Source organism: Methylobacterium sp. Leaf118, assembly GCF_920984675.1.
Classification (GTDB): Bacteria; Pseudomonadota; Alphaproteobacteria; order Rhizobiales; family Beijerinckiaceae; genus Methylobacterium.
On the sequence record NZ_CAKLBV010000013.1, the window covers coordinates 65727 to 79329 of the forward strand.

Annotated in this window: 13 protein-coding genes; 11 read left to right on the forward strand and 2 right to left on the reverse strand. The window is 72.1% G+C overall.

All coding sequences use genetic code 11. The annotated features are described in order from the left end of the window. The first annotated feature begins 114 nt into the window (after window positions 1–114). Window positions 115–1833 carry a DNA repair protein RecN gene (gene recN / locus LW587_RS08045; protein WP_232629068.1) on the forward strand — a complete coding sequence of 573 codons (1719 nt, stop codon included), beginning with the start codon at window positions 115–117 and terminating at the stop codon, window positions 1831–1833. 83 nt (window positions 1834–1916) lie between these two features. On the opposite strand, the gene LW587_RS08050 is transcribed toward recN, so the two are convergent. Further along, window positions 1917–2810, reverse strand: coding sequence for a carotenoid 1,2-hydratase (locus tag LW587_RS08050; protein WP_232629069.1), 894 nt, complete (start codon window positions 2808–2810; stop codon window positions 1917–1919). Continuing rightward, window positions 2768–4300, reverse strand: coding sequence for a 1-hydroxycarotenoid 3,4-desaturase CrtD (crtD, locus tag LW587_RS08055; RefSeq protein WP_232629070.1), 1533 nt, complete (start codon window positions 4298–4300; stop codon window positions 2768–2770). The genes LW587_RS08050 and crtD overlap by 43 nt, the downstream gene beginning before the upstream one ends. A gap of 284 nt (window positions 4301–4584) precedes the next feature. On the opposite strand from crtD, the gene LW587_RS08060 reads away from it, so the two are divergent. The 10 genes from LW587_RS08060 to pufL all read left to right on the forward strand — a co-directional run bounded on the left by LW587_RS08060 (window position 4585) and on the right by pufL (window position 13522). Then, window positions 4585–5454 (forward strand): polyprenyl synthetase family protein, encoded by an 870-nt coding sequence (locus LW587_RS08060; protein ID WP_232629071.1) that lies wholly within the window; start codon window positions 4585–4587, stop codon window positions 5452–5454. Between the two features lie 8 nt (window positions 5455–5462). Then, the gene (locus tag LW587_RS08065) at window positions 5463–6620 is read left to right on the forward strand and encodes an acetylserotonin O-methyltransferase (protein ID WP_232629072.1); all 1158 of its coding nucleotides are present in this window, start codon (window positions 5463–5465) and stop codon (window positions 6618–6620) included. A 97-nt stretch (window positions 6621–6717) separates the two neighbouring features. Further along, a complete protein-coding gene (bchC, locus tag LW587_RS08070) occupies window positions 6718–7656 on the forward strand; it encodes a chlorophyll synthesis pathway protein BchC (RefSeq protein ID WP_232629073.1) in 939 nt (312 codons plus the stop codon). After that, a complete protein-coding gene (locus LW587_RS08075; RefSeq protein WP_232629074.1) occupies window positions 7653–8657 on the forward strand; it encodes a chlorophyllide a reductase iron protein subunit X in 1005 nt (334 codons plus the stop codon). Before bchC ends, LW587_RS08075 begins: the two co-directional genes overlap by 4 nt. A 3-nt stretch (window positions 8658–8660) precedes the next feature. Beyond that, window positions 8661–10190, forward strand: a complete 1530-nt coding sequence (gene bchY / locus LW587_RS08080) for a chlorophyllide a reductase subunit Y (protein WP_232629075.1) — start codon at window positions 8661–8663, stop codon at window positions 10188–10190. Next, complete coding sequence (gene bchZ / locus LW587_RS08085; protein ID WP_232629076.1) at window positions 10190–11656, forward strand: chlorophyllide a reductase subunit Z; 1467 nt, start codon at window positions 10190–10192, stop codon at window positions 11654–11656. Before bchY ends, bchZ begins: the two co-directional genes overlap by 1 nt. 71 nt (window positions 11657–11727) lie before the next feature. Continuing rightward, window positions 11728–11958: a hypothetical protein gene (locus LW587_RS08090; protein ID WP_442919102.1), complete on the forward strand. Its 231-nt coding sequence runs from the start codon at window positions 11728–11730 to the stop codon at window positions 11956–11958. Between the two features lie 225 nt (window positions 11959–12183). Continuing rightward, entirely contained in the window at window positions 12184–12414 is a 231-nt protein-coding gene (pufB, locus tag LW587_RS08095; protein WP_232629077.1) for a light-harvesting antenna LH1, beta subunit, read from the forward strand. A gap of 10 nt (window positions 12415–12424) precedes the next feature. Beyond that, window positions 12425–12613, forward strand: coding sequence for a light-harvesting antenna LH1, alpha subunit (gene pufA, locus LW587_RS08100; protein WP_232629078.1), 189 nt, complete (start codon window positions 12425–12427; stop codon window positions 12611–12613). 84 nt (window positions 12614–12697) lie between these two features. Continuing rightward, window positions 12698–13522, forward strand: a complete 825-nt coding sequence (gene pufL / locus LW587_RS08105) for a photosynthetic reaction center subunit L (RefSeq protein WP_232629079.1) — start codon at window positions 12698–12700, stop codon at window positions 13520–13522. The last annotated feature ends 81 nt before the right edge of the window (window positions 13523–13603 follow it).

Here is a 13603-nt window from a genome sequence, read left to right on the forward strand (position 1 = left end):
CGCGGCCGTCCGGCCGGGGCCCGCGACCCGGCGGCCTTCACTTTCCGGGTGAAGTCCCGGCCGCTTGCGGCTAAACCGGCGCGCAATCCCGCCCATGGGCGCCGGCGCCGCTTCATGCTCGTCCAGCTCGCGATCCGCGACATCGTTCTGATCGACAAGCTCGAGCTGACCTTCTCGGCGGGGCTGACCGTCCTGACCGGCGAGACCGGCGCCGGCAAGTCGATCCTCCTCGACGCCTTCGCCCTGGCGCTGGGCGGGCGCGGCGATGGCGGGCTCGTGCGCCACGGCGAGGCCCAAGGCGGCGTCACCGCGGTGTTCGACGTGGCCGCCGACCATCCCGCCCGCGCCATCGCTGCCGCCGCCGAGATCGACACGGACGGCGATCTGATTCTGCGCCGCAGCCAATTCGCCGACGGGCGCACCCGGGCCTTCGTCAACGACCAGCCCATCGGCGTCCAGACCATGCGGGCGATCGGGGCCGCACTCGTCGAGATCCACGGGCAGCACGACGACCGGGCGCTCGCCGACTCCACCACCCACCGGGCGATTCTCGACGCGTTCGGCGGGCTGCAGGGGCCGCTGGCGGCAGTGGCCGCGGCGGCCAAGCGGGTCCGTTCCGCCCGCTCGGTCCTGTCCGAGCAGCGCGCCCGGGTCGAGGCAGCGCGCAAGGAGGCCGATTTCCTGCGCCACGCGGTGGAGGAACTCGCCACCCTCGATCCGCTGGCCGGCGAGGAGGCGACGCTGGCCGAGCGCCGCACGCTGATGCAGCAGGGCGAGAAGGTCGCCCGCGAGCTGAACGAGGCCCTCGACCTCGTCGGCGGCACGAGCTCGGTGGTGCCGCATCTCTCCGCCGCGGTGCGCCGCCTGGAGCGTCGGGCCGCGCAGGTGCCCTCGCTGGTGGAGCCGAGCATCGCGGCCCTCGACGCGGCGCTCACCGCCCTGGACGAGGCGCGCAGCGCCCTCGACGCGGCGGTGCTCGCTGCCGAGTTCGACCCGCGGGAACTGGAGCGGGTGGAGGAGCGGCTGTTCGCCCTGCGCGCGGCCTCGCGAAAATACTCCGTGCCGGCCGACGACCTCGCCGCCCTCCGGGCCCGCTACGAGGCGGATGTCGCCGCCCTCGATGCGGGCGAGCAGGCGCTCTCCGGTCTCGAGGCCGAGCAGGCCGCGGCCGAGGTCGCCTATGGCGCGGCGGCCAAAAAGCTCGGCGACGGGCGCCGCCGCGCCGCCAAAGCGCTCGACGCCGCGGTGCAGGCCGAGCTGCCGCCGTTGAAACTCGACGGCGCCCGCTTCATCACGCAGCTCAGCGTGGACGAGACTTCCCGCGACGCCGCCGGCACCGAGCGGGTGGAGTTCTGGGCCCAGACCAATCCGGGCACCCGCGCCGGCCCGATGATGAAGGTCGCCTCCGGCGGCGAGCTGTCCCGGTTCATGCTGGCGCTCAAGGTGGTGCTCGCCGGCAAGGGCTCGGCGCCGACGCTCATCTTCGACGAGATCGACACCGGCCTCGGCGGCGCCGTCGCCGACGCCATCGGGGCCCGGCTCGGACGGCTGGCCGCGCAGGTCCAGGTCGTGGCGGTGACGCACGCGCCCCAGGTCGCCGCCCGGGCGGGCACGCATTTCCGCATCGCCAAGGACAGCGTGCGGGGCGAGGCGGGGTCCGAGAAGAGGGCGGCCAAGGGTGCCGCGAAGGGGGAGGAGCGCGTCACCACCCGCGTGGTCGGTCTCGCCGCAGAGGCGCGCCGGGAGGAGATCGCCCGGATGCTCGCCGGCGCCACGATCACCGACGAGGCCCGTGCCGCCGCGGCGCGGCTGCTCCTCGGGGCGGAGGGCTGACGCGGGGCCGGGCGGGGTTCTCCTTCTCCCCCCAAGCGGGGCGAGGGGATGCGCACGCCACCCCATCGATCCGCCGGTCGCCGTCAAATCCTTCGCGGCATCCGGAACGGCAGCATCAGCCGCACCAGCGGATTGCGGAACCGGTCGAGCGACAGGCTCTCGTGCACCGGCCGCACCGCCTCGCCGTCCAGCGTCGAGGCCAGCAGCGAGCGGGCGTAGAACGGCGTGTCCTCGAAGGTCTTCACCACCTGCGCCTGGCCGTCGTTGCTGCGGGTCGTGCGGGGCATCCGCCACAGCCCGGTCGGCGGCAGGCTCGCCGCGAGCGGCGGGCGCATCTCCCGGTGGGTGCCGTCCGCGTCGAAGCGCAGCGTCAGGTTCTGGCCGGAGCCGTCGCGGCGGCGCACGTCGTAGAGGATCGCCGAGCCGCGCGTCAGCGAGGCCCGGCACCATGTCCAGTCCGAGAATGAATCCTCCAGCCGTCCGTCGCCGTCGTTGGTGTCGAGATAGCCGCTGCCGCGCCAGGCGAGGTCGGGATCGGCGAAGGTGGCCTCCACGTCGCAATGGGGCGCCATCGGCCACCAGCGATGCAGGCCGTGGCTGTCCAGGGTGAAGGGCTGGGCGGTCAGCGCCCGGGGCCGGACCCGCACGGTGCCGCGCAGGGCCCGGGGGACCGGCGCCGAGCGCTCGTCGAGGCGAATCGTCAGCACGCTGCCGTCCCAGTCGAGCGACGAGGGCCCAAGGGCGAGAGAGGTCGCGTCGCGGGAGAGGGCGCGGGCGTTCCGCTCGGTCATGGCGAAGCGCGCCCGGGGGCCGTAGAGCACGACGTTGACGGCGCAATGGTTGAACGGGTCCTGCCCGGCGTCCCAGACGTAATAGGGCGAGAACACGCTGCCGATGAAGGCGATGATGGTGAGCCCATGGGTGCCGTCCGCGCTCAGCGCGTCGACGTACCACCAGACGTAACCGCCCCGCGCCACGGCCGGGTCGAACCGAGGTCCGCGATCAGTGCCGCCGCCGCGAGCCGGCCGGATTGCGCCGCCATCGGCACCCCCGGCCCCGGATGGACGCTCCCTCCCGCGAGGTACAGCCCCGGCACCTTCGTCCGCGCCCCCGACCGCTTGAAGGTCGCCGTCCAGCCATGCGACGCCCGGCCGTAGAGGGCGCCCCCCGTCCCCGGGAACAGGCCCGCGAAGTCTCCCGGCGTCGTCACCGTGGCCGGACCCTCCGGGGCCAGGGTCAGTCCGCAGGCGGCGAGCCTGCGCGTCCAACTCGTCTCGCATGCGGCGATCTCCTGGGGCGTGAGGGGGCGCTCGCCGTCGGCCGGGGCGTTGACGAGGACGAGCAGACGCTCGGGGCCGTCCGGGGCGGTCGCGGCGTCGCCGCGATCCTGGGCGCAGACATAGACCGTCGGGTCCGTCGGCAGGCGGCGCGCGCGCAGGATCGCGTCGAATTCGGCCCGGTAGTCGGACGAGAAGAACACCGTGTGGTGCGCGAGGTCGAATCCGCTCGCCCGCGCCCGCAGGCAGACCGTCACCGCCGAGAGCGAGCGCTCCCGGGGCGGCACGAGATCGCCCGCCGGCGCGACCTCCGCCCCGAACAGGCCCGCGCCGAGGGCGGCGACGTCGGCGCTGGCGATCACCGCGTCGGCGGCGATCCGTTCGCCGCCCTCGAGCTCGACCCCGGCGACCCGGCCGCGCTCGACCACGATGCGGGCGACGGGAGCGCCGGTGCGCAGGCGCGCCCCGCACCGCTCGGCGAGGCCGGCAGTCGCCCGGGCGAGGCCGCTCAGGCCCCCCTCGACGGTCCAGACGCCGGCCTGCTCGACATGGGCCACCAGCATCAGCGTGGCTGGGGCCTCGAAGGGCGAGGCGCCGCAATAGGTGCTGTAGCGTCCGAACAGCTGGCGCAGCCGCCGATCCTGGAAATACTCGCCGAGCGCCGACCACAGGGTCGCGAAGGGCTGGATGCGCCACAGCCCGCCGATGCCCGACAGGCCGACGCGGCGGCCGAGATCGACCGGGCTCGGCCGGTCCGCGCGGATGAACGGCCCCTCCAGCGTGCGATAGACCTCGGCGGCGCGGGCGCAGAAGCGGCGGTAGCCGTCCGCCTCGCGGGCGCCGGCGAAGCGCCCGATCGCGTCCGCCGAGGCGCCGATGTCGGCGAAGAGGTCGAGCCGCTCGCGCGCGTTCCAGGCGTGACGGGCGAGCAGTGCGGTGGGCCGTGGCCGCACCGCCGCGTCGAGGCTTGTGCCGGCCTCGGCGAACAATTCGTCGAACACCCAGCGCATGGTGAAGACCGTCGGGCCCGCCTCCACCGGCACGCCGCCGACCGGGAGGCTGCGCATCTTGCCGCCGACCGTGTCGGCGCGCTCCAGCACGGTCACGTCGAGGCCGCGCGCGGCGAGTGACAGGGCCGCCGCGAGCCCGCCGATGCCGGCGCCGATCACGATGACGCGCTTGTCCCCCACGAAACCTCCCGGGCCCCACCGCAGCAGGCCCCACCGCAGCGGGCCGTGTGGCAGCGGGCCTTGTGGCAGGCCGATCGCCCGATGCGACCGCCCTCATAACCGTCTGGTCTCAGGCGCCGGCGCCTGCCCGCCGAAGACACCCGCGCCGCGCCGGGCCGGGCCCAACCCGGATTCGCGCGATTGCACCCGGCCATCGCCGATGGAGCGTTGATCCCGAAGGCGGAAAGTGTCAACATTGAATGACACATGAAAAAGACAACATGACTTGACGGAAGGAACGCGCCATGGATGTCGGCAGGCGGATCGAAACGGTTCTTGACGCCGCGGTCTCGCATGCGGAGGCGCCCGGCGCGCCGCCGATGCTCGCGGAGGCCATCCGCTACGCGGTGTTTCCCGGCGGTCACCGCATCCGCCCGCGGCTGTGCCTCGCGGTGGCGCTCGCCTGCGGCGACGACGACCCGGCCGCCGCCGACGCCGCGGCGGCGGCGATCGAGCTTCTGCACTGCGCGAGCCTCGTCCACGACGACCTGCCCTGCTTCGACGACGCGGAGACCCGCCGCCAGAAGCCCTCGGTCCACGCCGCCTTCGGCGTGCCGCTTGCCGTGCTGACGGGCGACGCGCTGATCGTGTCCGCCTTCGAGACCCTGGCCCGCGGCGCGGCGCGCTCGCCGCAGCGGCTCGCCGCCCTGGTCGGCCTCGTCGCCCGGGCCGCCGGCGCCCCCGCCGGGATCGTCGCCGGACAGGCCTGGGAATCCGAGCCCCATGTCGATCTGGTCGAGTACCAGCAGGCCAAGACCGGGGCGCTGTTCGCCGCCGCGACCGTGGCGGGCGCCGCCGCGGCCGGGGCCGCTCCGCTGCCCTGGCGCCTGCTCGGCGAATGTCTCGGCGAGGCCTACCAGGTCGCCGACGACCTGCGTGACGTGGCCTGCCGCCAGGAAGAGATCGGCAAGCCCGCCGGCCGCGACGCCACCCTCGGGCGGCCCAACGCCGCCGCCCTGCTCGGCATGGGGGGCGCCCTGGATCGCCTGGCCCGGCTCACCCGCGAGGCCGTGGAGGTGATACCGGACTGTCCCGGCGTGGACCGCATCCGGGCGGAGATCCAGGCGCAGACCCGTCTGTTCCTGCCCGCCTCCCTGCGCCTGGCCATGGCCTGAGGGCGCCCGTGCCCCTCGCGGTCACGGAGCCTCCACCGGCGGCCGGCCGCCCAGGCTGGCGCGAGCGCTGGCTCGCCTTCCGCAACGGCGCGGTGGCGAGCCCGGCCTTCCAGCGATGGGCGGCCGGATTCCCGTTCACCCGCTCCATCGCCCGGCGCAACACCCGGGCGCTGTTCGATCTCTGCGCCGGCTTCGTCTACGCCCAGGTCCTGTTCGCCTGCGTGCGCCTCGACCTGTTCCAGCTGCTCCGGGACAGGCCGCTCGCCCCCGAGGCCATCGCCTGCCGGCTCGATCTTCCCCCCGAGCGCGCCCGGACGCTGCTCAAGGCCGCCGCCTCCCTCGACCTGATCGCGCGCCTGCCGGACGGGCGTTTCGCGCTCGCCGATCTCGGTGCGGCGATGCTCGGCAATCCGTCCGTCGCGCTGATGGTCGAGCACCACGCCATGCTCTACGCCGACCTCGCCGACCCGGTCGCCCTGTTGAAGGGCGAGGGCGGCCGGACCCGGCTCTCGGCCTATTGGCCCTACGCGGAGGGCGATGCCGCGGAGGCGACCCAGCCCGACGCGGTCGCGGCCTATAGCGGGTTGATGGCCCGCTCGCAGGCGCTGATCGCGGCCGACGTGCTCGACGCCCTGCCGCTCGGCGACCGCACCCGCCTCATGGATCTGGGCGGAGGGGAGGGGGTGTTCCTCGGCGAGGCCGCCCGCCGCCATCCCGCCCTCGGCCTGCGCCTCCTCGACTTGCCGCCGGTCGCCGAACGGGCGCGGGCGCGACTCGAATCCGAGGGGCTCGGCGGCCGCGTCGAATGTCTCGGCGGCAGCTTCGTCGACGCGCCCCTTCCGCGAGGCGCGGACGCGATCTCGCTCGTGCGCGTCGTCCACGACCACGACGACGTGGTGGTCGCCGACCTGCTGCGGGCCGTCCACGCGGCCCTGCCGCCCGGCGGCCTCGTCGCCATCGCCGAGCCGATGGCCGGCACGCCCGGGGCCGAACCGGTCGGCGACGCGTATTTCGGCTTCTACCTCCTCGCCATGGGCTCCGGGCGCCCGCGCACCGCCGCCGAACTCTCGGCCCGGCTCGCCGCGGCCGGCTTCGCCGACATCCGCGAGCGGCCGACCCGCCGGCCGTTGCTGGCGCGCTTGATCACGGCAAAGCGTGCGCCCTGACGTAAACAACGCTTGACGAAGAAAAGTGTCTAGTTAGATTGACACTCGACGGCGCCGCAGACCGACGGAGTCGCATCAACAGGGCGGAGACAGGGACATGGAGGCTTTGGCCGTCGTCCTTGAACGACCGGAGCACTTGGCGCTCAGCCGCCTCGCGCTCACCCCTGCCACCGAGGGCGACGCGGTTGTCGCCGTGGCCTGGAGCGGCATCAGCACCGGCACCGAGCGTCTGCTGTGGACCGGCCGGATGCCCGCCTTCCCGGGCATGGGTTACCCCCTGGTCCCCGGTTATGAGTCCGTCGGCACCGTCATCGAGGCCGGCGCCGAGACCCGCCTCACCATCGGCCAGACCGTCTTCGTCCCCGGCGCCCGCTGTTTCGGCGACGTGCGCGGCCTGTTCGGGGGCGCCGCCTCCCACCTCGTCGTCCCGGCCGCCCGGCTCGTTCCGGTCGAGGCCGCCCTCGGCGACCAGGCCTGCCTGATCGCCCTGGCCGCGACCGCCTATCACGCCCTCTCCGGTGTCACGCCGGGGGCCCGCAGCCTCATCGTCGGCCATGGCGTGCTCGGCCGGCTGCTCGCCCGCCTCACGGTCCTGGCGGGGGGCGAGCCGGTGGTGTGGGAGCGCGAGCCCGTCCGGCGCGAGGGCGCCTTCGGCTACGCAGTGCTCCACCCCGACGCGGACGGGGCCCGCGACTACGCCACCATCACCGATGTCAGCGGCAGCGCCGACCTTCTCGACACCCTGATCGGCCGGCTCGCGCCCCGGGGCGAGATCGTGCTGGCGGGCTTCTACGAGGCGCCGCTCGCCTTCGCCTTCCCGCCCGCCTTCCTGCGCGAGGCCCGCATCCGGGTCTCGGCGGAGTGGCGGCCCGACGACCTCGCCGCGGTGAGTGCCCTGATCCAGGGCGGCGGCCTGTCGCTCGACGGGCTCATCACCCACCGCGTTCCCGCAAGCCAGGCCGAGGAGGCCTATCGCACCGCCTTCACCGACCCGGCCTGCCTCAAGATGATCCTCGATTGGAGGGCCTGCGCATGAACGTCCAGCTCAACAAGGCCGCTCTGAGCGCCGCCGCGCAACTCCGGGACGAGGCCGCGATCGAGCCCGATCCCGTCTCCACCGCCCCGGTGAAGAAGGAGACGCAGATCATCGCGATCTACGGCAAGGGCGGCATCGGCAAGTCGTTCACCCTGGCCAACCTCAGCTACATGATGGCCCAGCAGGGCAAGAAGGTCCTGCTGATCGGCTGCGATCCGAAGAGCGACACCACCTCGCTCCTGTTCGGCGGGCGCGCCTGCCCGACCATCATCGAGACCTCCACGCGCAAGAAGCTCGCTGGCGAGGCGGTCGCCATCGGCGATGTCTGCTTCAAGCGCGACGGCGTCTACGCGATGGAGCTCGGCGGGCCGGAGGTCGGGCGCGGCTGCGGGGGCCGGGGCATCATCCACGGCTTCGAGCTTCTGGAAAAGCTCGGCTTCCACGAATGGGGCTTCGACTTCGTCCTGCTCGACTTCCTCGGCGACGTGGTCTGCGGCGGCTTCGGCCTGCCGATCGCCCGCGACATGTGCCAGAAGGTCATCGTTGTCGGCTCGAATGATCTTCAATCGCTCTACGTTGCCAACAACGTCTGCTCGGCGGTCGAATACTTCCGCAAGATGGGCGGCAACGTCGGCGTCGGCGGCCTCGTCATCAACAAGGACGACGGGACCGGCGAGGCGCAGGCCTTCGCGGACGCCGCCGGCATCCCGGTCCTGGCCTCGATCCCGGCCAACGAGGACATCCGCCGCAAGAGCGCGAACTACGAGATCATCGGCAAGCCCGACGGGCGCTGGGGCTCGCTCTTCTCGGACCTCGCGAAGAACGTCGCCGAGGCCGCGCCGCACCGGCCGACCCCGCTCACGCAGGATGGCCTGCTCGGCCTGTTCTCCAGCGAAGCGACCGGCCGCGACGTGGTGCTGGAGCCTGCCACGATCGAGGACATGTGCGGCGTGACAAGTCTCGCCAAGCCGTCCCTCGAAGTCGTCTACGACGAGGTTTGAGGCATGGCTGTCTCCCTCGACATCGCCGACCTTCGCGCCCGCCGCCCGGCGGAACCCGTCAACCTCGAAGCCACCCAGGGCGACGGCCTCGGCTGTCATGCCGGCAAGGACGCGATGCGGGCGGCCGCCGAGGCCGCCGGCATGTCCGAGACCCTGGACCAGCTCAAGCGGGATTACCCGGCCGGTCCCCACGATCAGCCGCAGAGCATGTGCCCGGCCTTCGGCTCCCTGCGCGTCGGCCTGCGGATGCGGCGCACCGCGACGATCCTCTCGGGTTCGGCCTGCTGCGTCTACGGGCTGACCTTCACCTCGCATTTCTACGGAGCGCGCCGCAGCGTCGGCTACGTGCCGTTCAATTCCGAGACGCTGGTCACCGGCAAGCTGTTCGAGGACATCCGCGACGCGGTCCACGCCTCGGCCAAGCCTGAGGATTACGACGCCGTCGTCGTCATCAACCTCTGCGTGCCCACCGCCTCGGGCGTGCCTTTGCGCCTCCTGCCGAAGGAGATCGACGGGGTGCGGATCATCGGCATCGACGTGCCGGGCTTCGGCGTCCCGACCCATGCCGAGGCCAAGGACGTCCTGGCCGGGGCGATGCTCAAGTTCGCCCGGGGCGAGGCCGAGAACGGCCCGGTCCAGGCGCCCCGCGGCGGTCGCTCGGAGCGGCCGAGTGTCGCCCTGCTCGGCGAGATGTTTCCGGCCGATCCGGTGGTGATCGGCGGCCTGCTCGAACCCCTCGGTCTCAGTGCCGGCCCCGTCGTGCCGACGCGGGAGTGGCGCGAACTCTACGGCGCGCTCGACGCCGCGGCGGTGGCGGCGATCCACCCGTTCTACACGGCGAGCATCCGCGAATTCGAGGCGGCCGGCCGGCCGGTCGTCGGCTCCGCCCCCGTAGGCCATGACGGCACGGCCGACTGGCTCGCGGCCATCGGCCATGCCTGCGACGTCGCCCCGGCCACGATCGCGGCGGCCCAGAACCGGCTTCTTCCCGCGATCCGCGGCGCGCTTTCAGGCCAGCCCATCAAGGGCCGCATCACGCTCTCGGGCTACGAGGGCTCCGAGCTTCTGGTCGCCCGCCTCCTCGTCGAGAGCGGCGCCGAGGTGCCCTATGTCGGCACCGCCTGCCCGCGCACGCCCTGGTCCGAGCCGGATCGGGCCTGGCTGGAGGAGCGCGGCGTCACGATCCGCTACCGCGCCTCGCTGGAAGACGATCTCGCGGCGTTCCACGAGTTCCGGCCGGACCTCGCCATCGGCACGACCCCGGTGGTGCAGCACGCCAAGGAGCGCGGCACGCCGGCCCTCTACTTCACCAACCTGATCTCGGCCCGCCCGCTCATGGGGGCGGCGGGGGCCGGCTCGCTGGCCCGGGTGATCAACGCCGCGCTCGCCAACAAGCCGCGCTTCGACGCCATGCGCGATTTCTTCGAGGGTGTCGGCACCGGCCATGCCGCGGGCATCTGGCAGGAGATTCCCACGATCAAGGCCGCGCCGAAGGCGGCGGCCCCTCTGAAGCCGATCGGGGAGATGGCCTGATGCTCGTCCTCGATCACGACCGCGCCGGCGGCTACTGGGGCGCCGTCTACGTCTTCACGGCGATCAAGGGTCTGCAGGTCGTCATCGACGGTCCCGTGGGCTGCGAGAACCTCCCCGTGACCTCGGTGCTGCACTACACCGACGCGCTGCCGCCGCACGAATTGCCGATCGTCGTCACCGGGCTCGCCGAGGAGGAACTCGGCCGCCACGGAACGGAAGGCGCGATGAAGCGGGCCCATGCCACGCTCGATCCGGGCCAGCCGAGCGTCGTCGTCACGGGCTCCATCGCCGAGATGATCGGCGGCGGCGTCACCCCCGAGGGCACCGGCCTCCAGCGCTTCCTGCCCCGCACCATCGACGAGGACCAGTGGCAGGCGGCCGACCGGGCCATGTCCTGGCTCTGGCAGGAATACGGCGCCAAGCGCTTCGCCAAGAAGGGCATCCCGGCCCGACCCGAGCGCAAGCCCGGCGAGAAGCCGCGGGTCAACATCCTCGGTCCGGCCTACGGCACCTTCAACATGGCCTCGGACCTGGCCGAGATCCGCCGCCTCGTCGAGGGCATCGGCGCGGAGGTGAACCTCACCTTCCCGCTTGGCTCGCACCTCGCCGACGTGCCGAAGCTCGTCAACGCCGACGCCAATATCTGCCTCTACCGGGAGTTCGGACGGCTGCTCTGCGAGAGCCTGGAGCGGCCCTATCTCCAGGCGCCGATCGGCCTGCTCTCGACCACGAAGTTCCTGCGCTCGCTCGGCGCGATCCTGGGCCTCGATCCGGAGCCGTTCATCGAGCGCGAGCGCCACACCACGATCAAGCCGGTCTGGGACCTGTGGCGCTCGGTGACCCAGGACTTTTTTGGGACTGCGAGCTTCGGCATCGTCGCGACCGAGACCTATGCCCGCGGCGTGCGGCACTTCCTCGAGGACGAGATGGGGCTGCCCTGCCACTTCGCCTTCAGCCGCACCGCCGGCACCAAGCCCGACAACGCCGCCGTGCGCGACGCCATCAAGGCGAACCCGCCGCTCGTGCTGTTCGGCTCGTTCAACGAGCGGATGTACCTCGCCGAGGCCGGCTGGCGGGCGGTCTACGTCCCGGCCTCCTTCCCGGGTGCGATCATCCGGCGGCACACCGGCACGCCCTTCATGGGCTACGCCGGCGCGACCTACCTCGTTCAGGAAGTCTGCAACGCCCTGTTCGACATGCTCTTCCACATCCTGCCGCTCGCCCGCGACATGGATGCGGTCGAGGCCACGCCCGCGCGCAGCCATCGCGAGCTGCCCTGGGACGAGGCCGCCCGGGCCCGACTCGACAGCCTGGTCGAGGCCCATCCGGTGCTGACCCGCATTTCGGCGGCCAAGCGCCTGCGCGACGCCGCCGAGCGCGCCGCCCGCCGCGCCGCCACCGACCGGGTCACGCCTGACCACGTCGAGCGCGCGCGCTGCGACCTCCTGGCCGGAGCCGCCGCATGAGCGCGACGGCGACCCATTCCCTTCATCGTCCCGCCCCGGAAGGCGCTGGACCCACTGCGGAGAGACACGTCATGCGCAGAACCGTGCCCTCGATGCCGACCTCGCGCCTGCACAGCGAGGCGATCCAGTTCCGGATCATCCTGGCGGCGACCTACCCGTTCTTCCTGGCCGCCGCCCTGGTGCAGCGTCTCGTGCCCGGCCACACCGCCCCCCGGCGCGGCCTGCCCGCCGTGCGCCGCTCGGTCTTCGGCGAGGCCCGGGCCATGGCGGTGTCGGCCATCCCCTTTGCCTTCATGGGCTAGAGCCGCCTTCGGCCCGCTCGCTTCGGGCCGGCGACTCCTGCTCCTTGTCCTGACGCGCCTTCGTCCGACGAACCGTCCGACCGGAATGCGCCTCAGCGGTCGCCTCGCGCGACAAAGAACTTCCGTGCGGTGTCACGGGGGACCCTGCGCCGCGATGTCATCGAGTCGCGGCGACACCCGCCCGCCCCGTCAAGGGGTGCGGCCTAACCAGCGGAGGTTCATTCGATGGCCAATGGTGTCACCGAGAGACCGAGCAGCCTGTCCGGGCTGACGGAACCTGAAGCCAAGGAATTTCACGCGATCTTCCTGACGAGCTTCATCATCTTCACGGCAATTGCCGTGGTCGCCCACATCCTGGTCTGGCTGTGGCGTCCCTGGCTCCCGGGGCCCAAGGGCTACGCCCTGCTCGACGGCGTGACCCACGCCGCCGGCAGCCTCGTTTCGATGATCGGCTGAGGAGGCGAGCATGCATAAAGTCTGGCTTCTATTCGATCCGCGCAGAACGCTGGTCGCACTCTTCACCTTCCTGTTTATCCTGGCGCTGCTGATCCACTTCATCTTGCTCAGCACCGACCGGTTCAACTGGCTGGAAGGCCCGAAGGACGCGAAGGCGGCTGCCGCCTACAGCCTCGTCCTCCCGACGATGCCGGGCTGACCGGCCCACCCACGCCGCGGACGGGCACCCCGAGTTCCCGCCCGCGGCCTTCTCCCGCTCCGACCATTCCGGGAGGTCTCCGCCATGGCGATGCTGAGCTTCGAGCGAAAATACCGGGTCCGCGGCGGCACTTTGCTCGGCGGCGACCTGTTCGACTTCTGGGTGGGGCCGTTCTACGTCGGCTTCTTCGGGGTCACGACGTTGTTCTTCTCGGTGCTCGGCACCGCGTTGATCATCTACGGGGCCGCGATCGGCCCAACCTGGAACATCTGGCAGATCAATATCGCGCCACCCGACCTCAAATACGGGCTGGCGCTGGCTCCCCTGAAGGAGGGGGGGCTCTGGCAGATCATCACCTTCTGCGCGGTCGGCGCGTTCTCGTCCTGGGCCCTGCGCGAGGTCGAGATCTGCCGGAAGCTGGGCATCGGCTACCACGTGCCGTTCGCCTTTTCGGTGGCGATCTTCGCCTATGTCACCCTGGTGGTGGTGCGCCCGTTGCTGATGGGCGCCTGGGGCTACGGCTTCCCCTACGGGATCCTGAGCCACCTCGATTGGGTCTCGAACACCGGTTACCAATACCTGCACTTCCACTACAATCCGGCACACATGCTGGCGGTGTCGTTCTTCTTCACGACGACGTTTGCGCTGGCGCTGCACGGCTCCCTGATCCTCTCCTCGACCAATCCGGCCAAGGGCGAGACGGTCAAGACGCCGGAGCACGAGGACACCTACTTCCGCGATACGATCGGTTACTCGATCGGCACGCTCGGCATCCACCGGCTGGGCCTGTTCCTGGCGCTCTCTGCGGGCTTCTGGAGCGCGGTCTGCATCGTCATCTCCGGCCCGTTCTGGACACAGGGATGGCCCGAATGGTGGGGCTGGTGGCTCAACCTGCCCGTGTGGCGCTGAAGCGATCCCAACGGCCGGCGCCCGCGCCGGCCGGACCAACCGAACGCATGATCGACGGGCGCGAGGGTCTCCTCGGGCGAC

Bases quoted from the DNA above. Each gene is read 5' to 3' on its own strand.
- bchY (WP_232629075.1), top strand. From the start codon at position 8,661: ATGGCTGTCTCCCTCGACATCGCCGACCTTCGCGCCCGCCGCCCGGCG.
- pufL (WP_232629079.1), top strand. From the start codon at position 12,698: ATGGCGATGCTGAGCTTCGAGCGAAAATACCGGGTCCGCGGCGGCACT.
- LW587_RS08090 (WP_442919102.1), top strand. From the start codon at position 11,728: ATGCGCAGAACCGTGCCCTCGATGCCGACCTCGCGCCTGCACAGCGAG.
- LW587_RS08075 (WP_232629074.1), top strand. From the start codon at position 7,653: ATGAACGTCCAGCTCAACAAGGCCGCTCTGAGCGCCGCCGCGCAACTC.
- recN (WP_232629068.1), top strand. From the start codon at position 115: ATGCTCGTCCAGCTCGCGATCCGCGACATCGTTCTGATCGACAAGCTC.
- bchC (WP_232629073.1), top strand. From the start codon at position 6,718: ATGGAGGCTTTGGCCGTCGTCCTTGAACGACCGGAGCACTTGGCGCTC.
- LW587_RS08060 (WP_232629071.1), top strand. From the start codon at position 4,585: ATGGATGTCGGCAGGCGGATCGAAACGGTTCTTGACGCCGCGGTCTCG.
- bchZ (WP_232629076.1), top strand. From the start codon at position 10,190: ATGCTCGTCCTCGATCACGACCGCGCCGGCGGCTACTGGGGCGCCGTC.
- pufB (WP_232629077.1), top strand. From the start codon at position 12,184: ATGGCCAATGGTGTCACCGAGAGACCGAGCAGCCTGTCCGGGCTGACG.
- pufA (WP_232629078.1), top strand. From the start codon at position 12,425: ATGCATAAAGTCTGGCTTCTATTCGATCCGCGCAGAACGCTGGTCGCA.